Genomic DNA, 23,293 nt, shown 5'->3' with positions numbered 1-23,293 from the left:
GAATTAGATTAGATTTTTCGAAATAAAATCACAGCTCGATTTGATAGAATCAAAAGAATCAGAAGCAAAATTATTTTCCTGTTCTACAAAAAAATGAATCATTCCTGATTGTTTTGCCGCTGCGAAAAAGGGTTTAAAATCAATTGTTCCCGAACCAACTTCAGTATTTAGATCATTATTTTTCTTGTCTTTATCTTTCACATGCCACATTTTGAAACGGCTTGGATTTTCTTTAAATAGTTTCAAAGGATCATTTTCAGAATGAATTACCCAATATAAATCCAATTCAAAATAAACCAGATCTTTATCAGTCTCCTTTAATAGAATTTCGTAGCCTGTAACGCCATCATATTTTTTAAACTCAAAATCATGATTGTGATAAGCCAGTTTCAATCCCGCTTTTTTACACATTTTTGCTGCTTCGTTTACACGAGTCGCTATTTTTTTATAATCTTCTATATTTCTCCTAAAAGGTTCATCGACCCACGGAATAGTCAGAAACTCGCTTTTTAGAATTTTCGCGGCTTCAATAGCGGCAATTACCTCTTCGGTGTTTCCATCATACAAAAAGCTTCCTAGATTATAATGTCCGCTAACTGCTTTCAAGCCATTATCATCTAAAATCTTTTTTAATTCTTGAGGCTTTAATCCCCAAAATTGATCTTTTATTGAAAAACCGTATGTTTCGACGGTCGTATAACCTGCTTTTGCAACTTTTTCTAAAGTTCCTTTCACATCTTTAGAAAGTTCATTACGAAGCGTATACAGCTGTAAACCTATTTCTTTTTTATTCATAGAAAATGCAAATGATGGTGAAGCCAAAACTGCTGTAGCAGCAAGACCTGTGGTTACGATAAAATTTCTTCTGCTAATCATTTTTACGATATAATTTTCAGAAGTAAATATATTATAAAAATTGATTCTTAAAGTTTTTCGCAAAGTTTTGAAGTGCATTTGCTGTTTCTTCCGAAACGATTTCTCCTTCAGCATTCACTTTTCCGCGTACGCCTTGAATTAAAAGCTGTGTTGCTTCATCAAATTTAGCTTCGAGTGTTTTCATTACTAACATTAGCTGCTCGTGCCCCATTTCGCCTGAAGCAGAAGCTGTAATAAGACCCGTTTTTTTGTTTGAAAAGATAGTGGTTGACACACACCATTCTAACGCATTTTTCAAACTTCCAGGAAGACTGAACACATATTCGGGAGTGCAAATGATAACTCCATCGGCACTTATAATTTTATTTCTAAATGAAATGATTTCTTGTGGAGGATTATTTGTATCTAAATCTGGATTAAAATGAGGAAGGCGCTCTAAATCTTCAAAAATTTCCACCTCAAATTCAGGTTTTAAGTAATTTGAAATGTATTTCAGAATTTTAAAATTACTGGAATTGCTTCTCGTACTTCCAGATATAGCAAGGATTTTTATTTTTGTTGATATCATATTTAGATTAGGTAATTTTAGATTAATTCCTTGAAAATAAATTTTTCATCATAATTGACTTCAAATTTTTCAAGAAAGTTAATATACTCTTCCCTAAATGTTTTCTTTTTATGATGTTGTTCTTGATTTTCGATATAAGCTATAACAGCATCTAGTTGAGATTTACTATACGAAAATGCTCCATATCCTTCTTGCCACTCAAAATGACTATTTGTAAATTTATTTTCATTTATCCATTTTGATGAATTTTGTTTTACACTTTTCATCAATTCTGAGATAGATTGTACAGGTCTTATTCCGATCAAAATATGAATATGATCTGAAACTCCGTTTATAGCCAAAAGTTTATGATTGTTATTTTTTATTATGCCTGAAATGTACTTAAACAATTCATCTTTCCAATTTTTGTGAACCATCTCCTTTCTATATTTTACAGCGAAAACAAAATGAATATGTATTTGTGTATATGTGTTTGCCATAATGCAGTCCCTACGGGACATCAATCCTTTTACTATTATTTTTTTTCTACCGATATTTTATTCCTAGCGGAATATTGTACAAGTACAAATATAGCCAAAAAGAAAGAATTATCTTTCTTTTTGGCTATATTCTAAATGCAACTGTTCCGTTGGAAATAAATATCGATAATTTTTGAAAACATAAAGCAAACTGTTCCAGGAACAAAATATCGGTAGAAAAAAAATAACAACGTTGATTTTGTCCCGTAGGGACTACATTTTATTTTGCGGTTATCAAATTCAATCCTTCCATTTTTACAGAATCAATTGCTTGTGGCGGATAATTCTGTTTCTCTTGTCGTGTTGATGTAACTTTACCTTCTTTATTTATATACACATAATTGTAACGCCAGTAATTTGATCCTGCCAATGACGTGCCATCATCGGTAAAAACCTGATCGGCATAAACGAGAATTTCTCCGTTTTGATTATTATCTAAAGTTCTTACTGGATTCCCTAAGGTTTTTAGCACTTTCGTTTTAGCTTCTCCCACAGCGACCGTAGCTGAGCTAGTACTTGCACAGGAGAATACAAAGAGTGCAAGCAATGCGGACATTAATATTGTTTTTTTCATAATTAGTGATTGAATTTACGTTTTGGATTTGGCTATTAAACCTTGATAATTAGGATTGTAATAATAATTAAAGTTAAAACAATAAATTTTACACAATTTAATGACTATGTTATATAATTATTACCAAAAGACTCAATAGCTTTATTTGTATCTTTGCCAGCAAGAAATTATCGAATAAAGATGCGAATTGACATTATTACTCTTTTACCTGAATTATTAAGAAGTCCGTTTGAGGCCTCTATTATGAAACGTGCCATTGATAAAGGTTTGGTCGAAGTGCATTTTCACAACCTTCGTGACTATAGCACAAACAGACAAAAAAGCGTAGATGATTATCCTTTTGGCGGAGGTGCGGGAATGGTAATGACAATTCAGCCTATTGACGACTGCATTACGCATTTGAAAAGCCAACGCGAATACGATGAAGTAATTTATATGTCTCCTGACGGCGAAACTTTAAACCAAAAAATGGCCAATAAAATGTCTATGTATGAAAACATTATTATTTTATGCGGACATTATAAAGGTGTTGACCAGCGTGTAAGAGATCATTTTATTACTAAAGAAATTTCTATTGGCGATTATGTTTTATCTGGAGGAGAATTGGGGGCAATAGTTTTATCTGATGCATTAATTCGATTAATTCCAGGCGTTTTAAGTGACGAAACCTCAGCTTTAACAGATAGTTTTCAGGACAATTTGTTATCTGGTCCAATTTATACAAGACCTGCAGACTATAAAGGATGGAAAGTTCCAGAAGTTTTAACCAGCGGTCATGCAGCCAAAATCGATAAATGGCGTGAAGACATGGCGTATGAACATACTAAAAATAGACGTCCAGATTTATTGGAAGGACATTAAATTTAGTTTCAAGCTAAAACTCTAAACAGCAACAACTTGAAACCTTAAACTTAAAACAAAACAAACTAAAAATAATTTACAATTTATAATTCATAATTTATAATTATTTTTTACATTTGCACCCGAATTTGACCAACCTCTGGCGAGATCCGTGAATGTTGCTCTAATATAAAAACCATAATTTAAATTATCATGGCAGATTTATTAAAATTCGTTCAAGACGAATTCGTTGCTAAAAAAGATTTCCCAGATTTCGGAGCTGGAGACACAATCACTGTTTTCTACGAAATTAAAGAGGGTGAAAAAACAAGAACTCAATTCTTTAAAGGAGTTGTGATTCAAAGAAGAGGTTCTGGTGTTACAGAAACTTTTACTATCCGTAAAATGTCTGGATCTGTTGGTGTTGAGCGTATCTTCCCAGTAAACTTACCAGCTTTACAAAAAATCGAAGTTAACAAGAAAGGTGCTGTACGTAGAGCTAGAATTTTCTACTTCAGACAACTTACTGGTAAAAAAGCTAAGATTAAAGATAAAAGAAGATAATCATTTATCAAAATGTTATAAAAAACTCGTTTCATACTCTTTGAAACGAGTTTTTTTTATGTTCTATTTTCAACACTAACAAAACCGTAATTTTTTAATACCAAAATCATCGATTTAGCAATTTAACGAGCTCGAAATAACAATCTGTTAATTTCATCTTTTCTCTCCAAAACTCAACCGTTTTCGTTGTGATTTTATTATATTTGCTCCGCTCATTTTGAGCCGAATATATCTTTTACATCGTTAACTCCTGACGATACGATTATAAAAAAAAAAGAAAATGAATAAATCAAAAATTTTTTACACCTTAACTGATGAGGCGCCTCTATTGGCAACTTACTCTTTGTTACCAATTGTTCAAGCTTTTACAGCAACAGCTGGAATTGAAATCGAAACCAGAGATATTTCGCTGGCAGGAAGAATTTTATCAAACTTCCCAGATTCTTTGACAGACGCTCAAAAAACTGGAGATGCGTTGGCAGAATTAGGCCAATTAGCAACTCAGCCAGAAGCAAACATTATCAAATTACCAAACATTTCAGCATCTGTACCGCAATTAAAAGCGGCTATTGCTGAATTACAATCGCACGGATACAACGTACCAAATTTCCCAGAAGATCCACAAAACGATGCTGAAAAGGAAATTAAAGCAAAATATGCAAAAGTTTTAGGATCTGCTGTAAACCCAGTTTTACGTGAAGGAAACTCTGACCGTAGAGCTCCAAGAGCAGTTAAGAACTTTGCAAAAGCAAATCCGCACTCAATGGGTGCTTGGTCTGCTGACTCAAAAACTAAAGTGGCTTCTATGTCAGGAGGTGATTTTTACGGAAGTGAAAAATCATTAACTGTAAACGAAGCAAATGATGTAAAAATCGAATTCGTTGCTAAAGACGGAACTACAACTGTTCTTAAAGCAAGTACTCCATTAAAAGCTGGAGAAATCATTGACAGTTCTGTTTTAAGTGTAAACAAATTAAAAGCTTTTGCTGCTGATGTAATCGCTGAAGCTAAAGCTGCAGGAGTTTTACTTTCTGTACACTTAAAAGCTACTATGATGAAAGTTTCTGATCCAATTATCTTTGGCGCTATCGTTGAAGTATATTTTGCAGATGTTTTCAAAAAATACGCTTCTTTATTCGCTGAATTAAACGTTGACACTAGAAACGGTTTAGGTGATATCTATGCTAAAATTGCTGGAAGACCTGAGCAAGCTGAAGTTGAAGCGGCTATTGATCAAGCAATCGCAAATGGACCAGCTTTAGCAATGGTTAATTCTGATAAAGGAATTACAAACTTACACGTTCCTTCAGACGTAATTGTTGATGCTTCTATGCCAGCAATGATCCGTACTTCTGGACAAATGTGGAACAAAGAAGGAAAAGCTCAAGATACATTTGCTGTTATTCCAGACCGTTCTTACGCGGGAGTTTATACTGCAACGATCGATTTCTGTAAAAAACACGGTGCTTTTGATCCAAAAACAATGGGAAGTGTTCCTAACGTTGGATTAATGGCTCAAAAAGCTGAAGAATACGGATCTCACGACAAAACTTTCCAAATTAAAGGTGATGGTGTTGTTCGTGTTGTTGATGCAAACGGAAATGTTTTAATGGAGCAAAACGTTGAAGCTAATGACATTTTCAGAATGTGTCAGGCAAAAGATGCTCCTATTCAAGACTGGGTTAAATTGGCTGTAAACAGAGCTCGTTTATCTAGTACTCCTGCTGTTTTCTGGTTAGACGAAAATAGAGCGCACGATAGAGAATTGATCGTAAAAGTTCAAAAATACCTTAAAGAATACGATACTACAAACTTAGATATCCGTATTTTAAACCCAATTGCTGCTACTGAATTTACTTTAGACAGAATCATCAAAGGTTTAGATACTATTTCTGTAACAGGAAACGTTTTACGTGACTACTTAACAGATTTATTCCCAATCTTAGAATTAGGAACTTCTGCAAAAATGCTTTCTATCGTTCCTTTAATGAACGGTGGTGGATTGTTCGAAACTGGTGCTGGAGGTTCTGCTCCTAAACACGTTGAGCAATTTACAGAAGAAGGATATTTACGTTGGGATTCACTTGGAGAGTTTTTAGCTCTTGGTGCTTCTTTGGAGCATTTAGGACAAACTTTAGACAATTCTAAAGCTATCGTTTTATCTGAAACATTAGATCAAGCAAACGATAAATTCTTAGCAAACGATAAATCTCCTGCTCGTAAAGTTGGTCAAATTGATAACCGTGGTTCTCACTTCTATCTAGCATTCTACTGGGCTCAAGCTTTGGCTGCTCAAACTAAAGATGCTGAATTGAAAGCAATCTTTACTCCAATCGCTGCTGAATTTGAAGCTAACGAAGCTAAAATCGATGCAGAATTAATTGGTGCTCAAGGCAAACCTCAAAATATTGGAGGCTACTACCAGCCAACTCCAGAATTAGTAAGCAAAGCAATGCGTCCAAGCGAAACTTTCAACGCTATTGTTGCTAAAATCAAATAATTCAGAATACATCTGTATTTCTAAATAGACAAAAAGGACAACTCGCAAGGTTGTCCTTTTTTTATCTTAACTTATGTTTAACAAAAGTTCCGCAAGAATATTTAGTAAGAATTGTTAACTATGTAAATCAAAATCAATATAATGATTACAAAAAATACCTGCACATTTTTTCTTTTTATTTTAACGATTTTCACCTCATTTGCGCAGGAAAAATTCACTCTAAGCGGAACCATCAGCGATAGCAAAAACAATGAAACTTTAATTGGAGTAAACATTTTTATTCCATTTTTAAAAATAGGAACTACAACAAACGAATACGGTTTTTATTCGCTTTCAGCTCCAAAAGGAGAGTACGAAATCGAAATCAGTTATATTGGCTATCAGACCATTCAAAAGCACATTTCTTTAAATCAAAATACAAAAACCAATTTCTCTATCAGTGAAGGAAATGGCGAAGAACTTCAAGAAGTTGTCATTACAGAAAACAAAGGCAAAATAAATGTCAAATCGCCAGAAATGAGCGTGAATAAGCTCTCTATTTCTACCATAAAAAAAATGCCTGTAGTTTTAGGCGAAGTTGACGTTTTAAAATCTATTTTACTACTTCCAGGCGTAACCAATGCCGGTGAAGGTGCTTCTGGATTTAATGTTCGCGGAGGCGGTGCAGACCAAAACCTAATTCTTTTGGACGAGGCAACTATTTTTAATTCTTCTCACGTTTTCGGATTCTTTTCTGTTTTTAATCCCGACGCCATTAAAGATTTAAAACTATATAAAGGCGGAATTCCGGCGCGTTATGGCGGAAGAGCTTCTTCAGTTTTAGAAATTTATCAAAAAGACGGAAGCAGTAAAGATTTTCATATGAATGGCGGAATTGGATTAATTTCAAGTCGCTTACTAGCTGAAGGTCCGATTGTGAAAGATAAAGGTTCTTTTCTTATTGGCGGACGAGCTTCTTATGCACATCTCTTTCTTAAATTTTCTAAAGATGACAAAGATAATGCGGCCTACTTTTATGATTTAAACACGAAATTAAGTTATAAACTCAACGACAATAACAGCTTATATTTGTCAGGATATTTTGGAAGAGATGTTTTCAGACTAAACAAAAGCTTTACCAATACTTACGGAAATTCAACTTTAAACCTAAGATGGAATCATTTGTATTCTAATAAATTATTCTCCAATCTCTCTTTAATTTACAGCGATTATTATTACGGCTTAGATCTTGATTTTGTGGGATTCAAGTGGGATTCTGGAATCAAAAATTACAACATTAAATACGATTTCAAACATTATCTTTCAGACAAACTAAAACTGAATTATGGCGTAAACGGAATTTATTACGATTTTAATCCCGGAACCATAAAGCCAACTGGCGAAGATTCTGGTATAAATCCCGACCAATTAGATAAAAAATACGCTTTTGAACCTTCTGTTTATCTGGATGCCGAAAGTCAGCTTTCTAAAAAAATTACCGTTGCTTACGGATTGCGCTACAGCTTATTTTACAGATTAGGCTCTTCAACTATTAATTACTATGATAATAATGAAGCTGTAGTTTTTAATAGCGATATGGAGATTTACGAAAAAGGCACGCCAACTTCAACTCAATATTTTGGCAAAAACAAAGTCATTCAGAGTTATGACAATTTTGAACCGCGTTTTTCTCTTTCTTATCAATTAAATGAAGATCAATCCATTAAAGCAAGTTACAACAGAATGGCGCAATATCTTCAATTAATTTCTAACACCTCTTCTCCTACTCCGCTTGATGTCTGGATGCCAAGCGACAATTACATTAAACCTCAGCTTGCAGATCAAGTAGCTTTAGGCTATTTTAGAAATATCTATAATGACGCCTATTCTTTAGAAGTAGAAACCTATTACAAGAAAATACAAAACCGATTAGATTATATAGACGGAGCCGATTTAATTGCCAACAACGCTATCGAGCAAGTCATATTAAACGGCCATATGCGTTCATATGGTTTAGAATTGATGGTAAAGAAAAACAAAGGCCGATTTAATGGCTGGATTTCGTATACCATATCAAGATCTGAACAGCAGACTCCCGGAAGAACACCAGAAGAAACAGGCATCAATAATGGAAAATGGTACGCTTCGGCTTATGATAAAACACATAATCTTGCCATTACATCAGTTTACAACTTAAACGAAAAATGGTCTTTTGGCGCTAACTTTGCTTTGCAGTCAGGACAGCCAGTTACGTATCCGACTGGCCAGTATGAATATTTAGGAATTACGGTGCCAAGCTACGGTTTGCGAAATGAAAATAGACTTCCTGCTTATCATCATTTGGATATTTCTGCAACACTAACACCAAGAAAAAACAAAGATAGAAACTGGAAAAGCGAATGGGTTTTTAGCATCTATAATCTTTACAATCGTATGAATGCCGCTTCAATTAATTTTCGCCAAAATACAGATACAGGTATGAATGAAGCAATTAAAACTTCTATTTTCGGGATTGTCCCTGCGGTGAGTTATAATTTCAAATTCTAAAAAAAAATCAGTTTAAAAACTAAAAAATATATCTATGAAAAAATTAGTTTTTGTAATCATGTTTTTAACATCTCTAATCTTTGCAAGTTGCGAAGAGGTCGTTGATGTTGATTTGGATACAGCGCCTCCAAAATTGGTGATTGAAGCTGCTATTACCTGGGAGAAAGGAACAACAGGAAATGATCAAACTATAAAACTGACCACAACAACCGGTTATTTTGAAAATAAAATTCCAACTGTTTCTGGCGCGATCATCTACATAGAAAATAGCTATAAAGAAAGATTTAATTTTATCGAAATTAAAAAGACCGGCCAATATGTATGCACTAATTTTAAGCCTGTTATTGACGAACAATATACGTTAACCGTAATTAGTAGAGGAAATAGGTATATTGGAACAGAAACTCTAAAATCTGTAGCTCCCATTACACGTGTAGAACAAAATAATCAAGGTGGTTTTACTGGCCAAGACATTGAGATAAAAGCATTTTATAATGATCCTGCCGATGCCGATAATTTTTATTTATACAAATATGTATATTCCAATAAAATCAAATCAACATTTTATGTAGATGAGGATAAATTTTTTAATGGTAATGAGTTTTTTAGTCTTTCAGACGATGAAGATTTGCAAACTGGAAATGAAATTGAAATAACACACTATGGAATTTCAAAACAATATTATAATTATATGAATATTTTGGTTAGCATTGCGGGAAGCAGCGTTGGAGGACCTTTTCAGTCCCCGCCAGCAACTGTAAAAGGAAATATGATCAATGTAACTAATAAAGATAATTATCCGCTGGGTTACTTTTCACTAAGTGAAACCAGTACAAAAAAACGCAAAATCGAGTAAGTATGCAACCTATAATCAAAAACTTAACCGAGAAAAAACTCGTAGGACATTTTATAGAAATGTCATTTATTGAAAACAAAACTTTTCAATTATGGAATGGTTTTATGCCAAATCGAAAAGAAATTAGAAATGCAATTAGTTCCAATCTGTATTCTTTGGAAGTTTATGCAAAAAATCATTTTGATAATTTTGATCCTAATGACAGTTTCAGAAAATGGGCTGCCGTAGAAGTCGCAGATTATTCAAATATTCCAGAAGGAATGGAAACTCTAATCGTTCCTGACGGCCTTTACGCTGTTTTTCTTCATATAGGTCCAGCTTCAGAAGGACATAAAACGTATCATTATATTTTTACAGAATGGCTCCCAAATTCTGAATACACGGTAGACGACAGACCGCATTTTGCCGTAATGAATGAAAAATATAAAAAGGACGATCCAGCTTCTGAAGAAGAAATCTGGATTCCGATAAAAAACAGAAATTAAGTATGATACTAGAAACGCTAAAAACTCTTTTCAATCGAGATTTAAACAAACTAAAAAGCGAAATTGAATCTTATCAAAATGAAAATTCAATTTGGACAATTGATAAAAACATCTCCAATTCTGCTGGAAATCTCTGTCTTCATTTAATTGGAAATATAAATGCCTTTATTGGCGCTGAAATTGGCAAAACAGGTTACGTACGAAATCGTCCTTTGGAGTTTTCTTTAAAAGATATTCCAAAAGCAGAATTAATTCAGAAAATTGAAGATACGATTTCAGTTGTAAACAACGCTCTCGACAATTTAACAGAAGCTGATTTAGAAGCGATTTATCCCCAGATTGTTTTCGAAAAAGAAATGACAACCGGATTTTTCTTAATTCATCTTTCTACTCATCTTGCCTACCATTTAGGACAGATTAACTATCACAGAAGATTACTTGATTTTTAGTTTTTTTCTGCCACAGATTAAAGGATTTAAAATGATTAATCCCATTAATCCGTGAAATCTGTGGCAAAAAAATAGAAATCTAAAATTGTAGCTGTAACTTAGCGCCACATTAAAAAAACTCTCATGTCATCACATCATATCGTTCGCGACGATCAAGAACCAGCTTTAATCATTGCCAATGGCGCAGCCTGCGATCCTGAATTGCTAGGACAATTGCTAGAGTGGTCGCCATTAGTTATTGTTTTAGATTCGGCTATCGAAAGAGTGATTGAATTAGGCATAAAAGTCGATGTTCTTTTGGGCGATTTTGATCGCGGATTTGATCCAGAAATTTACAAATCACAATTCCCAATCGAAATCGTTTATACGCCAGATCAGGATAAAACCGATTTAGAGAAAGCTTTTGATTATCTTATAGAAAGAAAAATTCCCGCCGTAAATGTCGTTTGGGCAACTGGAAGACGCGCCGATCATACCATTACAAATTTAACACAAATTGTTCGTTACCGAGATTTGCTCAAAATTGTAATTCTTGATGACCATTCTAAAATATTCCTACTGCCAACAAAATTCGAAAAATGGTATACCGCAAATACGCCTATTTCGTTAATTCCTATTGGAATTGTAAACGGAATTTCTTCAGCCAATTTAAAGTACGAATTAAACAACGATACACTTACAATGGGTTACAGAACCGGAAGCAGTAATTCTGTCGAAAAAGATGGTATTGTAACCATAACGCATCGTGAAGGCGATTTGCTTTTAATGGAATGTTTTGATTAGGAGCTGTTTCCTGCTGTCCGCTATATCTTTTCCTGGCTAAAGAAGCCAGAAAAAGGATGCCGCTCCCATCAGGGCTAGGGCACTCATTTTCAAAACAAGCCCTTCTTCAAAAAAGGAATACCTATCTTTGCAATCGAAATCAATGAAAATGAAAGCAGAAAACAATTCACAAAAAGGCAATTTACATCCAAGAAATCTTCATAGAAACCGATATGATTTCGAAAAACTGATTTCAAATTGTCCAGAATTAAAAGCTTTTATTTCCATAAACAAACACGGAATTGAAACCATTGATTTTAGTAATCCGCTCGCGGTAAAAACTTTAAACAAGGCTTTACTCCAAACCTATTACAATATTCAAAACTGGGATATTCCTAAAAACTATCTTTGCCCGCCAATTCCAGGACGTGCCGATTATATTCATTACATAGCCGATTTATTGGCTGAAAGTAACAATAATCAAATTCCAGAAACCAGTACCGTTTTAGGATTAGATATCGGAACAGGTTCAAATTTAATCTATCCGATATTAGGGAATTCAATATACAATTGGAGTTTCGTAGGAACAGATATTGACAAAAAATCAATTGAAAATTGTACCAAAATTATTGAAGCCAATCCAGAATTAATCGATTCTATCAGCTTGCAGCAACAAACCGAACCTCGATTTATTTTTAAAAACATTATCACGCCAGAAGATCGTTTTACATTCACGATGTGTAATCCGCCTTTTCATGCATCTGTAGAAGAAGCAAATAAAAGCACTTCTAGAAAAACTTCTAATTTAAATCCGAAAGAAAAAAGAAATGCAAACCCTATCTTAAACTTTGGAGGACAAAATGCCGAATTATGGTGCAACGGCGGCGAAATCGGATTCATCACACAAATGATTTACGAAAGTGCCAAATACCCTTCTCAGGTTTTATGGTTTACCACTTTAGTTTCTAAAAAAGAAAATCTTACTTCGATTTATAAAATCCTGAAAAAAGTAAATGCTGTTTCTGTAAAAACAATCGAAATGTCGCAAGGGCAAAAAACAAGTCGTATTGTGGCTTGGAGTTTTTTTGAAAACCCAAACTCGCAGAAACATTTCTTTTAACACATTCATTTCCAATACCAAAATCTTGATTTTATAATTTACTTTAAGTACATTTATTGTAAACTATTTAAAATCAAGATCATGGCAGAATATATTGGTTATCTCGCATCCGTATTTATTGTTGGCGGTTTCTTGCTTAAAAATCTTCGAACAATACGATTCATTAATATGTTTGGCTGTATCTGCTTCGTCATTTACGGCATCTTTTTAAACGATTACAGAGATTTCAACCAATGGCTTTGGCCTGTAATTATTCCGAATGCCATTTTAGCGTTTGTACAGATTTATTATCTGGCTTCCAAAAACGATAAATCTTAAAATTATGATAGTTTAAACTAAAATTCTGATACACTTTTCGCCTACTCTACTCGTAACTTTAAGCTGAAAATTGAATTTTATTGCCATGCTAAAACTATATTCCCGATTAGCCATTGTACTTTTTTTAGTGACAAGCTGTGCTTCAAAAAAGCCAAAATTTGACGATTACGTTTTTAAAACCAAAAGTGAAGAAGTAAGTTATCAAACCGCTTATGATAAAGCTTTAAAACTTTGGAACATTCCGTACACCGAAGAAGATGTAAAAACAAGTTTTGGAACAGCGCACGTTGTAATGGCCGGACCAAAAAACGGAAAAGATCTGGTTTTGCTTCACGGAATGGATGCCAGTTCTACCATGTGGTATCCTAATATTAAGGCTTTAGCCAAAAATCACCGCATTTACGCGATTGATTTCATTATGGAACCCAACAAATCCAATTTAACTTCAAAACCGCTTTCATCAGATGAGATTGTTGCTTTTTACAACGAAGTTTTTGCTTACTATAAATTAAAGAAATTTGATATTATTGGCGCTTCACGAGGCGGTTGGATTGCGACATTATTAGCTGTTCAAAAACCAAATTCAATTGATAAAATTGTTTTATTAAGTCCTGCACAAACTTTCAAGTTCATTGATAAACCCAGAAAAACGACTTCAGCTTTAATGCTTAAACTTTTTCCGAGCGAAAAGAAATTCAGTAAAACCTTAAATACTTTTTCAACTCATCCAGAAAACATAAGTCGCATTTACAAAAGGCAATTTTATTTGGCCAATAAATATGCAAAATCCAATTCCAGCATGCTTAAAATGATGCCTTTTTCAGATAAAGAATTAGAATCAATCAATAATCCTGTTTTGGTTTTAATTGGAGATAAAGATGTCATTAATTCAGAAGAAAGTTTAGAAAGAGCTAACAAATATCTTAACAATTGCAAAACAAAAGCGGTAAAAGATGCAGGGCATTTTTTGACCATCGATCAGCCAAAAATTGTAAATGATGCTGTTATTGATTTTTTAGAATAAAAGTTTTCTTGCCACGAATTGCTCGAATTTACTTTTGCATTTTTTTTCAGAAAATATAAAATTCGTGGGAATTCGTGAAATTCGTGGCAAACATTTTAAGCCCTTCACTTAAAAGCAAACTTCGTATCTTTACAAAACCAAATTTTCAGTATACGCAAATGAAATTTCAAGTTTCCTCAGAATATAGTCCAAAAGGAGATCAGCCTCAAGCCATACAAAAACTGGCGCAAGGTGTAATCGACGGAGATAAATATCAAACTTTATTGGGAGTTACAGGCTCGGGAAAAACTTTTACCGTTGCCAATGTAATTCAAGAAGTGCAAAGACCTACTTTGGTTTTGGCGCACAATAAAACTTTGGCAGCGCAATTGTATTCAGAATTCAAACAGTTTTTTCCAAATAATGCTGTTGAATATTTCGTTTCGTACTACGACTATTATCAGCCAGAAGCTTTTATGCCTGTAACGGGAGTTTTCATTGAAAAAGATTTATCTATCAACGAAGAATTGGAGAAAATGCGTTTAAGCACTACTTCTTCTCTGCTTTCTGGCCGTCGTGACGTTTTGGTCGTGGCATCAGTTTCTTGTTTGTATGGTATTGGAAATCCAGTTGAATTTCAGAAAAACGTAATTGAAATTAAACGAGATCAGGTTATTTCGAGAACTAAACTATTACACAGTTTGGTTCAAAGTTTATACGCCAGAACTGAGGCCGATTTTAACCCTGGAACTTTCAGGATTAAAGGAGATACGGTTGAAGTTTATCCTAGTTATGCAGATGATGCGTATCGAATTCATTTCTTTGGAGATGAAATCGAAGAAATCGAATCATTTGACGCAAAAACTTCTCATGTAATAGAGAAATTTCAAAGATTAACTATTTATCCAGCCAACATGTTTGTGACTTCTCCCGAAGTTCTACAAGGTGCAATTTGGCAGATTCAGCAGGATTTGGTCAAACAAGTCGATTATTTTAAAGAAATAGGAAAACATCTGGAAGCCAAACGTCTGGAAGAAAGAACCAATTTTGATTTAGAAATGATTCGAGAATTGGGTTATTGTTCTGGAATTGAAAATTACTCTCGTTACCTTGACGGACGTGAAGCCGGAACAAGACCTTTCTGTTTGTTAGATTATTTTCCAAGCGACTATTTGATGGTTGTAGACGAAAGTCACGTAACCGTTTCTCAAGTTCACGCCATGTACGGAGGCGATCGCAGCCGTAAAGAAAACTTGGTTGAATATGGTTTTAGATTACCTGCCGCAATGGACAACCGTCCATTAAAATTTGAAGAATTTGAAGCATTGCAAAATCAGGTAATTTACGTTTCAGCAACTCCTGCTGATTATGAATTGCAGAAATCTGACGGAATTTATGTTGAACAAATTATTCGTCCAACGGGATTATTAGATCCAGAAATTGAAGTTCGTCCAAGTTTAAATCAGATTGATGATTTGATTGAGGAAATTCAGGTTCGATGTGAATTGGATGAAAGAGTTTTAGTAACTACTTTAACCAAAAGAATGGCCGAAGAATTGGCCAAATATTTAACGAAAGTAAATATTAGATGCCGTTACATCCATTCTGAAGTTGATACTTTAGAACGTATCGAAATCATGCAAGATTTACGAAAAGGTCTTTTTGATGTTTTAATTGGAGTAAACTTGCTTCGTGAAGGCTTAGATTTACCTGAAGTTTCGCTTGTGGCTATTTTAGATGCCGACAAAGAAGGTTTCTTGAGAAATCACAGATCTTTGACGCAGACAATTGGTCGTGCGGCGAGAAACTTAAATGGTAAAGCCATTATGTATGCTGATAAAATTACGGCGAGCATGCAGCGAACAATTGATGAAACCAATTACAGAAGAACGAAACAGATTAATTTCAACGTTGAAAATAATATAATTCCTCAAGCTTTAAACAAAAAAATCGAAAGCGCGTTTACCAAAAATCCGTTGGTTGAATATGAATTAGGACATCCGATTCCTGTCGCAGCTGAACCAGAAACAGCTTATTTATCTAAAACAGAGTTGGAGAAAATGATTCGCGAAAAGCGTAAAACAATGGAAAAAGCAGCTAAAGAATTAGACTTCTTGCAAGCTGCCAAACTTCGTGACGAAATTAAAAAACTACAGGAACAGCTGGCTTAGTTATGCTGTTCCTTAAAAATTTCCAGCAAAACTATTGGATTAATTACGGTATTGGGAGATTTTTTCATCATTTCCAAAACACGTTTTACAGCAGAAAGATTCAATCCCATTTGTAAAGCAATCTGCTGAATGGCTTGAAATTCTCTTTCGTGTAAAACACCATCGCAATGCATTAGCAAAGCCAATCTGTAAAACTGATTGATACGCTGCATTTCAGAAGGAATAGGAAGCGCTTTTGTTTCCTGATGAAATAAATCCTGAAATTCTTCTTCGCTAATATTCAATTCTACAGCTACAAGTCTTAAAAATTCAAGCTCACGTTTATGCAAATGTCCGTCTACAGTGGCGAGGGTAATCATTTCTAAAAGTAAACTTCTTTTTTCTGCTTCTGTATTCATCAATTTATTATTTTTAGCTAAAATATTGCTTTTAAATAAAAATACAAAACACGGATAATGAAGAGGATTTTCTTGGCAATTTTACTTCTGTTTACTCTTATCGGAAAAACACAAAGCACCGCTTCAAAAAACGTATCGACTTTTACGATTGAGGCGCCTCAGCTGGATACCTCAAAAAAAATCTGGATTTATCTTCCAGAAAATTATTCCAAAAACATTCAGAAAAAATACAGCGTTATTTACATGCACGATGCTCAAAATCTGTTTGATGCTAAAACTTCGTATTCTGGCGAATGGAATGTCGATGAAAAATTAGACAGTTTAAAAGCTCAAGTAATTGTCGTAGGAATCGAACACGGAAATGAAAAGCGCATTGATGAACTGACGCCATTTAAAAATGAAAAATACGGCGGAGGAAATGCCGATAATTATCTTGAATTTATCGTAAAAACATTAAAACCGTATATTGATAAAAATTACAGAACCAAAACAAAAGCCAAAAACACCATTCTTTTTGGAAGCTCTCTCGGCGGATTGGTTTCGTATTACGGAGCTTTAAAATATCCCGAAGTTTTTGGTAAAGCAGGAGTTTTTTCGCCTTCATTTTGGTTTTCTCCAGACATTTATACTTTCACCGAAAAACAATCCAAAATCAAAACTAAAATCTATTTTTTGTGTGGTGATAAAGAAAGTGACGATATGGTAAACGATTTAACTAAAATGAAACGTTTACTAGATACAAAACGCTGTTATTGCCTTCATCTTGACAAAACTAAAATTGTAAAAGGCGGAGAACACAATGAAAAACTTTGGCGGGATCATTTCGCAGAAGCAATACTTTGGCTGGGCTATTAATTGAAAAAAAACAAAAACATCGCATAACAATGAAACTAATTTTAAGAGAATACAATCTCAAGCTAAAACACACTTTTACCATTTCGAGAGAGTCTATTGATTTTCAGCCTTCGTTAATTGTCGAATTGCAAAGCGATGGTTTTTCGGGTTTTGGAGAAGCTACTTCAAATCCTTATTACAATATCACGGTTCCAATGATGATGCAGGATTTGGAAAAAATCAGATCTATTATTGAAAATACTGAGAATGAAACTCCAGATATATTCTGGGCAAAAATCCATCCGTATTTAAAAGACGATATGTTTGCCTTGTGCGCATTGGATTTGGCTTATAATGACTTGTATGCTCGCAAAAAAGGTAAAAAACTTTACGAATTATGGAACTATGCGACCGAAAGAAATCCGATGACGGATTATACAATCGGAATTGCTTCTATTGACAAAATGGTGGCTAAAATGCAAGAACTTACGTGGCCTATTTACAAAATTAAGTTAGGAACCAAAGAGGATATCGAAATCGTAAAAGCGTTGCGTAAACACACCAACGCCGTTTTCAGAATTGATGCCAACTGCGGATGGACGGTTGAAGAAACTATCAACAATGCAGTCGAATTAAAAAAATTGGGTGTAGAATTTCTAGAACAGCCTATGAAAGCGGATAATTGGGAAGGACATAAAGAAGTTTTCAAACATTCTGTTCTTCCTGTAATTGCAGACGAAAGCTGCATTATTGAAGAAGATGTAGCGAAATGTCATAATCATTTTCATGGCGTAAATGTAAAACTGGTAAAATGCGGTGGACTAACTCCTGGAAAACGTATGATTGAAGAAGCTAAAAAGCTAGGTTTAAGAACTATGGTTGGCTGCATGACGGAATCTACTGTTGGAATTTCTGCCATTGCGCATTTATTGCCACAATTGGATTATGTAGATATGGACGGAGCACTTCTTTTAGCAGAAGATATTGCAACGGGAGTAACTATAAAAGACGGTGTTGTAAGTTATTCTGATCTTAACGGAACTGGAGTTACACTTTTATAAAAATGATAGTCGATAAATTTCCAGATCGAGTTATTGAAATTGACCAAGAGCAGTATTTGTATTTTGGCGGAACTGCTTATTTGGGACTTCCAACAAACAAAGAGTTTCAAGAATTAGTAATTCAAAACATTTTGAATTGGGGAACTACATACGGAAGCTCCAGAACGGCCAATATTCAGTTAAAAGCGTATGACGAAGGCGAAAGTTTTTTGGCTTCTCATATTGGCTCAGAAAAGACTGTTACAGTTTCTTCAGGAATGCTGGCTGGAAAACTGGTTTTAGAAAAATTAAAAAAAGAAACTGATTGCTTTTATCATTTAAATGAAATTCATTCGGCTATTCAGATTGAAAATAGTCTTCCAATATTGTTAAACGGAAAATTAAACGATCGTCTGTTAGATTCAAAACCTGAGAAAATAACGATTTTAACTGATGGCGTTCCGTCTTTCGAAACAAAACCTGCCGATTTATCGTTTTTAGAAAAAATTTCAAAAAGCAAAGCAATTACTTTAGTAGTTGACGAATCGCATTCGCTAGGAATTACAGGCAAAAATGGCAGTGGAATTTATTCTTCAATTGAATTTCCCGTTAAAAGAAAAATCATGGTTTCGTCTCTAGGAAAAGCCTTTGGATTAACTGGCGGCGTAATTGCTTCGGATTCTGAATTTATCAATCAAATCAAAGAATTGGAAACTTTTACAAGCGCAGCAGGAATGAATCCCGCTTTTGTGCAGACACTTTCTGATGCCAAAGAAATTTATAAAATACAGCATCAAAAACTGAAAGACAATTTACGCTATATTGATTCGATTTTAATCAAAAACAACAATATCTTATTTGATAAAAACTATCCTTTAATTTATCTTTTATCGAATGAATTAGTTGAAAAATTAAAACAAGAAAAAATTGTCATTGCCAGTTTCAGATACACCAAAGAAGCTGAACCTTTAAATCGAATTGTAATTACAGCAAATCATCTTAAAGAAGATTTAGACAAACTTGTAAACGTTTTAAATGATTTTAATTCTCGTTTTTAATCATTTTAAAAAACTACCTTTGCAAAAAGTAAATAATGAGTTTTAGGATCAAGTAAAGATTTGAAAAACTTGAAACTTTAAACATGAAACAATAATTATGACAAATAACGATATACTTAAAAAACTTCGCGTGGCTTTGATGCTCCGTGATGACCAAATAGTTGAAATTTTAGAATTAGTAGATTTCAGAATTTCTAAATCAGAATTGGGCGCTTTTTTTAGAGCAGAGGATCATCCGAATTACATGGAATGTGGCGATCAGGTTTTACGCAATTTCTTAAACGGATTGGTGATTCATTTAAGAGGAACGAAAGAAAACCCTAAAAATCCAAACGAGGTTTTAGCAAAGCATAAAGCTGAAATTCCGAAAAGAGAAACCTCTAAAGAAAGACCAGAATTTAAAGCTGCTCCAAAAGATTCTGAAAAATACAGAGGCGATAAAAGTCCATCAAAGTCAGGTTCAGCAGCCGGAAAGCCTAAAAAGAAATCATTCCCAAAAGGAAATGGAAAACCGGTTGTTGTAGAAAAAGTGGTTTACAAAAACGGCAATAAGAAAAAATCATAATTGAGGATTTAACCGCAAAGAACGCAAGTTTTTTTACTTAAAAGACTAAATACAAACGCAAAGTTCGCAAAGCTTTTCCATATAGCTTTGCGAACTTTATGTTTTAAAAAGATTCTAATTACGGTGTACTTTCAAATATAGCCCGCGGTTTCAACCGCAGGGACGCATTACGTGACATACATTGTGTCCCCGTGGTTGAAACCACAGGCTATATTGGAATAAAAATCGAAAAATTTTATTGTTTTAGCTTTGCGAACTTTGCGTTTGTATTCACAATACTTGGTCAAAAATCCTTGCGCCCTTTGCGGTAAAAAAATCTATATCTTATTCTCCTCTATTTTATCAAAAAAAGCATCTTTAAAAGTCGCTCCTATCGGCAGTTCTTTTCCATTGATAAATACCGAAAAATTATCTGTCGATTCAACGTGCTTTAAAGAGACAACATACGATTTATGAATCTGTATAAACTCATTTTCCGGTAACGATTCAATTACATTTTTTAAAGAAGAATGTGTTATAATCTGTTGTTTTTCTGTGTGAATGCAAACATAATTCTGAAGACTTTCTATATATAAAATGTCTCTCAAAAACACTTTCTGAAATTTATTCTTCCCATCTGTTTTAACAAAAAGAAAATCAGGCAGATTGCTCTGATTTGAGATTTCTATTTTAGGTTCTGAATTCAGCTTTGAAACCGCTTGATAAAAACGTTCAAACGAAATCGGTTTCAATAAATAATCGACTGCATTCAATTCAAAACCTTCTAAAGCAAAATCTGGATAAGCTGTTGTAAAAATGACTTTTATATTTTTCGAAATGATTCTAGAAAGCTGCAATCCCGTTAACTGCGGCATTTGAATATCCAAGAAAATCACATCAACAGATTGTGTGTTTAAAAATTCCAATACTTTTAATGAATCATTAAAAACTCCAACTTTTTCAAGAAAATTTACTTTTCCTATATAGTTTTCCAATATTCTCGTTGCAGGCGGTTCATCATCTACAATAATGCATTTAAAAGCCATAGATTATATTTTTAGCGGTATTTTTAAGTACGTTTTAAAGGTATTATTTTCTTCTGTTTTTTCAAGAATAAATTGATCTTTGTACATATAATCAAGTCTTTTAGTAAGGTTTTCAAAACCAATTCCAGTAGAGGAATAATTTTCTCCGCTTGCATTATAATTGAAAGTTGAAATCTCTAAAAAACCGTTTGTTATTTTGATAGAAATGAGAGCTTTTTCCTTTTCATCATTCAGTTTCCCGTGTTTAAAAACATTCTCCACAAAATGTACCAAAGCCGAAGAAATGAGTTTTTCGTTTGAATAATTCCCTTCAATTGTAAAATCTAAAAACAGCTGATCTTCAAAACGTTTTTTCTGCAAATGAATATAGTTTTGAATAAACTGAATTTCTTTTGAAAGTATGGCTTCATCTTTATCTGTTTCGGTAATAACGTATCGAAGCAAGTCGGAAAGCACCAAAATATCATCAGCCATTTCGTCTTCTTTCAAAACCAACTGACTATAAAAAGAATTCAACGTATTAAACAAAAAATGTGGGCTAACCTGTGCTTTAAGCATTTGAAACTCTGCTTTTTTATTCTCCAAAAGCAATTCCTGGTTTTGATGCTGTGCGGTTTGAAACTGCCAAAACAAAAAAGTTAATGCACTTAAAATTACAGCTGGCAAGCCGAAGAAAAAATTGTCTTTTATGTAATAGGTAATTTCCCTTGCTTCTTCATAATAGTTGTGCATTCCTGTGATACTATACAAAACAACTTCTTCCAAAAAATAACGAACAGCAGTAAATAGCAATAACGAAACTGGAATTGTTAGAATATAAAAGAGTAATTTCTTTTTGTTTAAAAACCAATTACAAAAAAGATAAAAATTAAGAATGTAGATAATAAAGACAGCCAATAAATAAGCTGGAGTAATTCCTAAGTAAATAGATTGCAATACGAATTTTACTTCTCTATTATTTAGTCCAATATCCCAGAAAATATAAGTTAGAAGTAACAAAAAGAAAAGAACAATATGATAGTAAAAAGGAATTTTTGATTTCATAGTTTTTGATAATTAACTCAAAAATACGATTATGACTTTAAAAGAAAATGGTATTTATATGAAACCTTATTTTTTTGATGACAAACGGCTAAAAACTTTACACGAACATTTTGAAAGTGAAATTTGGATAGTTGGTCTAATGGAATCTGCGTTTCATCAAAAATGAAAATTAAGTTCTAAATCTGCTGATACATTTGCCATGAATTTAAAAAACAAAACGTCATGCAAAAAATCATTTTATTACTCGCAATTATCACATTAAATTTAACTTCTGCTCAAACCAAGAAAAAACAGATATTATTGGTTGGGACTTTTCATTACGCCAATCCAGGTCTTGATGTTGCTAAACTGAATAGTTTCAATATTATGTCTGAAAAGAGCCAAAAGGAACTCGAAATAATGAGTGACAAAATCAAAAAATTTGGTCCTGATAAAATATTTGTAGAATGGGAGTTTAGCAAACAAGCAGAATTAGACAAGCTTTATAATAAAAACACGGACAGTCTTATCAAAAACAATAAAAACGAAATAACACAACTGGCAATTCGCACGGCTAAAAAACTGAATCATAAAAAATTATACGGAATGAATCTTTATACTCCTTTTCGATATGATAGCGTAATGATAGCCATGGAAAAAGCAAATCAAAAAGACTTAATGGAGAAAAATAAAGTGACAACAGGAAATTTCGAAAAAAATCATAATGAAAAAATAGCAAAAAGCTCATTACAAGAAATGATGTTGTATTACAATACAAAACAAACCGAAAATGAAAATCTTCAATGGTATTTGGAAATAGCAAATAGAGCTGGAAATCCAGATGATTTTTCAGGACCTTCTTTGGTTGCAAATTGGTACAAAAGAAACTTGTACATGTATTCTTTAATCCAGAAACTAACTGACAGCACAGATAACAAAATAATGGTCTTAGTTGGTGCAGGTCATGCTGCAATTATTAGAGGCTTTATAGAACATGATCCTACATTCGAAATTGTGGACTTATCAACTGTTTTGAAATAATATTTTTTAACCGCAAAGAGCGCAAGGATTTAACCAAGTAATATGTATACAAACGCAAAGTTCGTAAAGCTATATGGATAAAGCTTTGCGAACTTTGCGTTTATGTAGATTCTTATATGTAAAAAATCCTTGCGTCTTTTGCGGTTAAAACAAAAAAATCCACTCCTTTCGGAATGGAT

25 protein-coding genes are annotated in these 23,293 nt (G+C 33.6%); 18 read left to right on the top strand and 7 right to left on the bottom strand.

What is annotated here, in order from left to right; genetic code table 11:
• Positions 1 to 3: 3 nt before the first annotated feature.
• The 4 genes from ACNRYB_RS10805 to ACNRYB_RS10790 all read right to left on the bottom strand — a co-directional run bounded on the left by ACNRYB_RS10805 (position 4) and on the right by ACNRYB_RS10790 (position 2,518).
• Positions 4 to 876: a sugar phosphate isomerase/epimerase family protein gene (locus tag ACNRYB_RS10805; RefSeq protein WP_473730052.1), complete on the bottom strand. Its 873-nt coding sequence runs from the start codon at positions 874 to 876 to the stop codon at positions 4 to 6.
• A gap of 31 nt (positions 877 to 907) precedes the next feature.
• Positions 908 to 1,444, bottom strand: a complete 537-nt coding sequence (locus ACNRYB_RS10800) for an NADPH-dependent FMN reductase (RefSeq protein WP_473730051.1) — start codon at positions 1,442 to 1,444, stop codon at positions 908 to 910.
• Between the two features lie 17 nt (positions 1,445 to 1,461).
• Complete coding sequence (tnpA, locus tag ACNRYB_RS10795) at positions 1,462 to 1,923, bottom strand: IS200/IS605 family transposase (RefSeq protein WP_473730050.1); 462 nt, start codon at positions 1,921 to 1,923, stop codon at positions 1,462 to 1,464.
• Positions 1,924 to 2,182: 259 nt separating this feature from the next.
• A complete protein-coding gene (locus tag ACNRYB_RS10790) occupies positions 2,183 to 2,518 on the bottom strand; it encodes a hypothetical protein (protein WP_473730049.1) in 336 nt (111 codons plus the stop codon).
• 198 nt (positions 2,519 to 2,716) lie between these two features.
• On the opposite strand from ACNRYB_RS10790, the gene trmD reads away from it, so the two are divergent.
• The 12 genes from trmD (at position 2,717) to uvrB (ending at position 16,130) form a co-directional block, all read left to right on the top strand.
• On the top strand, positions 2,717 to 3,397 hold the full coding sequence (gene trmD, locus ACNRYB_RS10785) for a tRNA (guanosine(37)-N1)-methyltransferase TrmD (protein WP_111365359.1): 681 nt from the start codon (positions 2,717 to 2,719) through the stop codon (positions 3,395 to 3,397).
• 192 nt (positions 3,398 to 3,589) lie between these two features.
• Positions 3,590 to 3,940, top strand: a complete 351-nt coding sequence (gene rplS / locus ACNRYB_RS10780; protein WP_008462155.1) for a 50S ribosomal protein L19 — start codon at positions 3,590 to 3,592, stop codon at positions 3,938 to 3,940.
• 280 nt (positions 3,941 to 4,220) lie between these two features.
• Positions 4,221 to 6,440, top strand: coding sequence for an NADP-dependent isocitrate dehydrogenase (locus ACNRYB_RS10775; protein ID WP_473730048.1), 2,220 nt, complete (start codon positions 4,221 to 4,223; stop codon positions 6,438 to 6,440).
• Between the two features lie 141 nt (positions 6,441 to 6,581).
• Entirely contained in the window at positions 6,582 to 8,966 is a 2,385-nt protein-coding gene (locus ACNRYB_RS10770; RefSeq protein WP_473730047.1) for a TonB-dependent receptor, read from the top strand.
• 34 nt (positions 8,967 to 9,000) lie between these two features.
• Positions 9,001 to 9,822 carry a DUF4249 domain-containing protein gene (locus ACNRYB_RS10765; RefSeq protein WP_129747248.1) on the top strand — a complete coding sequence of 274 codons (822 nt, stop codon included), beginning with the start codon at positions 9,001 to 9,003 and terminating at the stop codon, positions 9,820 to 9,822.
• A gap of 2 nt (positions 9,823 to 9,824) precedes the next feature.
• Positions 9,825 to 10,307: a GyrI-like domain-containing protein gene (locus ACNRYB_RS10760; RefSeq protein WP_473730046.1), complete on the top strand. Its 483-nt coding sequence runs from the start codon at positions 9,825 to 9,827 to the stop codon at positions 10,305 to 10,307.
• Between the two features lie 2 nt (positions 10,308 to 10,309).
• The gene (locus tag ACNRYB_RS10755) at positions 10,310 to 10,756 is read left to right on the top strand and encodes a DinB family protein (protein WP_473730045.1); all 447 of its coding nucleotides are present in this window, start codon (positions 10,310 to 10,312) and stop codon (positions 10,754 to 10,756) included.
• Between the two features lie 123 nt (positions 10,757 to 10,879).
• On the top strand, positions 10,880 to 11,539 hold the full coding sequence (locus tag ACNRYB_RS10750) for a thiamine diphosphokinase (protein WP_129747245.1): 660 nt from the start codon (positions 10,880 to 10,882) through the stop codon (positions 11,537 to 11,539).
• A gap of 148 nt (positions 11,540 to 11,687) precedes the next feature.
• Positions 11,688 to 12,638 (top strand): 23S rRNA (adenine(1618)-N(6))-methyltransferase RlmF, encoded by a 951-nt coding sequence (gene rlmF, locus ACNRYB_RS10745; protein WP_473730044.1) that lies wholly within the window; start codon positions 11,688 to 11,690, stop codon positions 12,636 to 12,638.
• Positions 12,639 to 12,719: 81 nt separating this feature from the next.
• Entirely contained in the window at positions 12,720 to 12,956 is a 237-nt protein-coding gene (locus ACNRYB_RS10740; RefSeq protein WP_119789661.1) for a uroporphyrinogen decarboxylase, read from the top strand.
• A gap of 85 nt (positions 12,957 to 13,041) precedes the next feature.
• Positions 13,042 to 13,980: an alpha/beta fold hydrolase gene (locus ACNRYB_RS10735; protein WP_473730043.1), complete on the top strand. Its 939-nt coding sequence runs from the start codon at positions 13,042 to 13,044 to the stop codon at positions 13,978 to 13,980.
• Between the two features lie 158 nt (positions 13,981 to 14,138).
• On the top strand, positions 14,139 to 16,130 hold the full coding sequence (gene uvrB / locus ACNRYB_RS10730) for an excinuclease ABC subunit UvrB (protein WP_473730042.1): 1,992 nt from the start codon (positions 14,139 to 14,141) through the stop codon (positions 16,128 to 16,130).
• Here uvrB and ACNRYB_RS10725 read toward each other — a convergent pair.
• Positions 16,127 to 16,528: a TerB family tellurite resistance protein gene (locus ACNRYB_RS10725; RefSeq protein WP_343707808.1), complete on the bottom strand. Its 402-nt coding sequence runs from the start codon at positions 16,526 to 16,528 to the stop codon at positions 16,127 to 16,129. The two genes, uvrB and ACNRYB_RS10725, sit on opposite strands and share 4 nt — an antisense overlap.
• A 57-nt stretch (positions 16,529 to 16,585) precedes the next feature.
• On the opposite strand from ACNRYB_RS10725, the gene ACNRYB_RS10720 reads away from it, so the two are divergent.
• The 4 genes from ACNRYB_RS10720 to ACNRYB_RS10705 all read left to right on the top strand — a co-directional run bounded on the left by ACNRYB_RS10720 (position 16,586) and on the right by ACNRYB_RS10705 (position 20,025).
• Positions 16,586 to 17,383 (top strand): alpha/beta hydrolase, encoded by a 798-nt coding sequence (locus tag ACNRYB_RS10720; protein ID WP_473730041.1) that lies wholly within the window; start codon positions 16,586 to 16,588, stop codon positions 17,381 to 17,383.
• Positions 17,384 to 17,412: 29 nt separating this feature from the next.
• The gene (locus ACNRYB_RS10715) at positions 17,413 to 18,423 is read left to right on the top strand and encodes a dipeptide epimerase (protein ID WP_473730040.1); all 1,011 of its coding nucleotides are present in this window, start codon (positions 17,413 to 17,415) and stop codon (positions 18,421 to 18,423) included.
• Positions 18,424 to 18,425: 2 nt separating this feature from the next.
• Positions 18,426 to 19,460, top strand: coding sequence for an aminotransferase class I/II-fold pyridoxal phosphate-dependent enzyme (locus ACNRYB_RS10710; RefSeq protein ID WP_473730039.1), 1,035 nt, complete (start codon positions 18,426 to 18,428; stop codon positions 19,458 to 19,460).
• A 97-nt stretch (positions 19,461 to 19,557) separates the two neighbouring features.
• A complete protein-coding gene (locus tag ACNRYB_RS10705; RefSeq protein WP_066032462.1) occupies positions 19,558 to 20,025 on the top strand; it encodes a DUF1456 family protein in 468 nt (155 codons plus the stop codon).
• A gap of 317 nt (positions 20,026 to 20,342) precedes the next feature.
• Here the strand turns inward: ACNRYB_RS10705 and ACNRYB_RS10700 are convergent, their stop codons facing one another.
• Positions 20,343 to 21,050 (bottom strand): LytR/AlgR family response regulator transcription factor, encoded by a 708-nt coding sequence (locus tag ACNRYB_RS10700; RefSeq protein ID WP_473730038.1) that lies wholly within the window; start codon positions 21,048 to 21,050, stop codon positions 20,343 to 20,345.
• A 3-nt stretch (positions 21,051 to 21,053) separates the two neighbouring features.
• Positions 21,054 to 22,094 (bottom strand): sensor histidine kinase, encoded by a 1,041-nt coding sequence (locus tag ACNRYB_RS10695; protein WP_473730037.1) that lies wholly within the window; start codon positions 22,092 to 22,094, stop codon positions 21,054 to 21,056.
• A 31-nt stretch (positions 22,095 to 22,125) separates the two neighbouring features.
• Between ACNRYB_RS10695 and ACNRYB_RS10690 the strand changes: the two genes are divergently transcribed.
• Together ACNRYB_RS10690 and ACNRYB_RS10685 are read left to right on the top strand one after the other, a co-directional pair.
• Positions 22,126 to 22,260, top strand: a complete 135-nt coding sequence (locus ACNRYB_RS10690) for a hypothetical protein (protein WP_473730036.1) — start codon at positions 22,126 to 22,128, stop codon at positions 22,258 to 22,260.
• Positions 22,261 to 22,316: 56 nt separating this feature from the next.
• Complete coding sequence (locus ACNRYB_RS10685; protein ID WP_473730035.1) at positions 22,317 to 23,114, top strand: DUF5694 domain-containing protein; 798 nt, start codon at positions 22,317 to 22,319, stop codon at positions 23,112 to 23,114.
• Positions 23,115 to 23,293: the final 179 nt, after the last annotated feature.

Source organism: Flavobacterium sp. CR10 (genome assembly GCF_055814415.1).
The sequence above is the reverse complement of the archived record's forward strand: the minus strand, read 5'-3'. Positions and strand labels throughout refer to the sequence as shown.

What these genes read in the sequence shown, in the direction of transcription:
- ACNRYB_RS10805 (WP_473730052.1), bottom strand. Translation starts at nt 876, where the DNA reads ATGATTAGCAGAAGAAATTTTATCGTAACCACAGGTCTTGCTGCTACA.
- ACNRYB_RS10800 (WP_473730051.1), bottom strand. Translation starts at nt 1,444, where the DNA reads ATGATATCAACAAAAATAAAAATCCTTGCTATATCTGGAAGTACGAGA.
- tnpA (WP_473730050.1), bottom strand. Translation starts at nt 1,923, where the DNA reads ATGGCAAACACATATACACAAATACATATTCATTTTGTTTTCGCTGTA.
- ACNRYB_RS10790 (WP_473730049.1), bottom strand. Translation starts at nt 2,518, where the DNA reads ATGTCCGCATTGCTTGCACTCTTTGTATTCTCCTGTGCAAGTACTAGC.
- trmD (WP_111365359.1), top strand. Translation starts at nt 2,717, where the DNA reads ATGCGAATTGACATTATTACTCTTTTACCTGAATTATTAAGAAGTCCG.
- rplS (WP_008462155.1), top strand. Translation starts at nt 3,590, where the DNA reads ATGGCAGATTTATTAAAATTCGTTCAAGACGAATTCGTTGCTAAAAAA.
- ACNRYB_RS10775 (WP_473730048.1), top strand. Translation starts at nt 4,221, where the DNA reads ATGAATAAATCAAAAATTTTTTACACCTTAACTGATGAGGCGCCTCTA.
- ACNRYB_RS10770 (WP_473730047.1), top strand. Translation starts at nt 6,582, where the DNA reads ATGATTACAAAAAATACCTGCACATTTTTTCTTTTTATTTTAACGATT.
- ACNRYB_RS10765 (WP_129747248.1), top strand. Translation starts at nt 9,001, where the DNA reads ATGAAAAAATTAGTTTTTGTAATCATGTTTTTAACATCTCTAATCTTT.
- ACNRYB_RS10760 (WP_473730046.1), top strand. Translation starts at nt 9,825, where the DNA reads ATGCAACCTATAATCAAAAACTTAACCGAGAAAAAACTCGTAGGACAT.
- ACNRYB_RS10755 (WP_473730045.1), top strand. Translation starts at nt 10,310, where the DNA reads ATGATACTAGAAACGCTAAAAACTCTTTTCAATCGAGATTTAAACAAA.
- ACNRYB_RS10750 (WP_129747245.1), top strand. Translation starts at nt 10,880, where the DNA reads ATGTCATCACATCATATCGTTCGCGACGATCAAGAACCAGCTTTAATC.
- rlmF (WP_473730044.1), top strand. Translation starts at nt 11,688, where the DNA reads ATGAAAGCAGAAAACAATTCACAAAAAGGCAATTTACATCCAAGAAAT.
- ACNRYB_RS10740 (WP_119789661.1), top strand. Translation starts at nt 12,720, where the DNA reads ATGGCAGAATATATTGGTTATCTCGCATCCGTATTTATTGTTGGCGGT.
- ACNRYB_RS10735 (WP_473730043.1), top strand. Translation starts at nt 13,042, where the DNA reads ATGCTAAAACTATATTCCCGATTAGCCATTGTACTTTTTTTAGTGACA.
- uvrB (WP_473730042.1), top strand. Translation starts at nt 14,139, where the DNA reads ATGAAATTTCAAGTTTCCTCAGAATATAGTCCAAAAGGAGATCAGCCT.
- ACNRYB_RS10725 (WP_343707808.1), bottom strand. Translation starts at nt 16,528, where the DNA reads ATGAATACAGAAGCAGAAAAAAGAAGTTTACTTTTAGAAATGATTACC.
- ACNRYB_RS10720 (WP_473730041.1), top strand. Translation starts at nt 16,586, where the DNA reads ATGAAGAGGATTTTCTTGGCAATTTTACTTCTGTTTACTCTTATCGGA.
- ACNRYB_RS10715 (WP_473730040.1), top strand. Translation starts at nt 17,413, where the DNA reads ATGAAACTAATTTTAAGAGAATACAATCTCAAGCTAAAACACACTTTT.
- ACNRYB_RS10710 (WP_473730039.1), top strand. Translation starts at nt 18,426, where the DNA reads ATGATAGTCGATAAATTTCCAGATCGAGTTATTGAAATTGACCAAGAG.
- ACNRYB_RS10705 (WP_066032462.1), top strand. Translation starts at nt 19,558, where the DNA reads ATGACAAATAACGATATACTTAAAAAACTTCGCGTGGCTTTGATGCTC.
- ACNRYB_RS10700 (WP_473730038.1), bottom strand. Translation starts at nt 21,050, where the DNA reads ATGGCTTTTAAATGCATTATTGTAGATGATGAACCGCCTGCAACGAGA.
- ACNRYB_RS10695 (WP_473730037.1), bottom strand. Translation starts at nt 22,094, where the DNA reads ATGAAATCAAAAATTCCTTTTTACTATCATATTGTTCTTTTCTTTTTG.
- ACNRYB_RS10690 (WP_473730036.1), top strand. Translation starts at nt 22,126, where the DNA reads ATGACTTTAAAAGAAAATGGTATTTATATGAAACCTTATTTTTTTGAT.
- ACNRYB_RS10685 (WP_473730035.1), top strand. Translation starts at nt 22,317, where the DNA reads ATGCAAAAAATCATTTTATTACTCGCAATTATCACATTAAATTTAACT.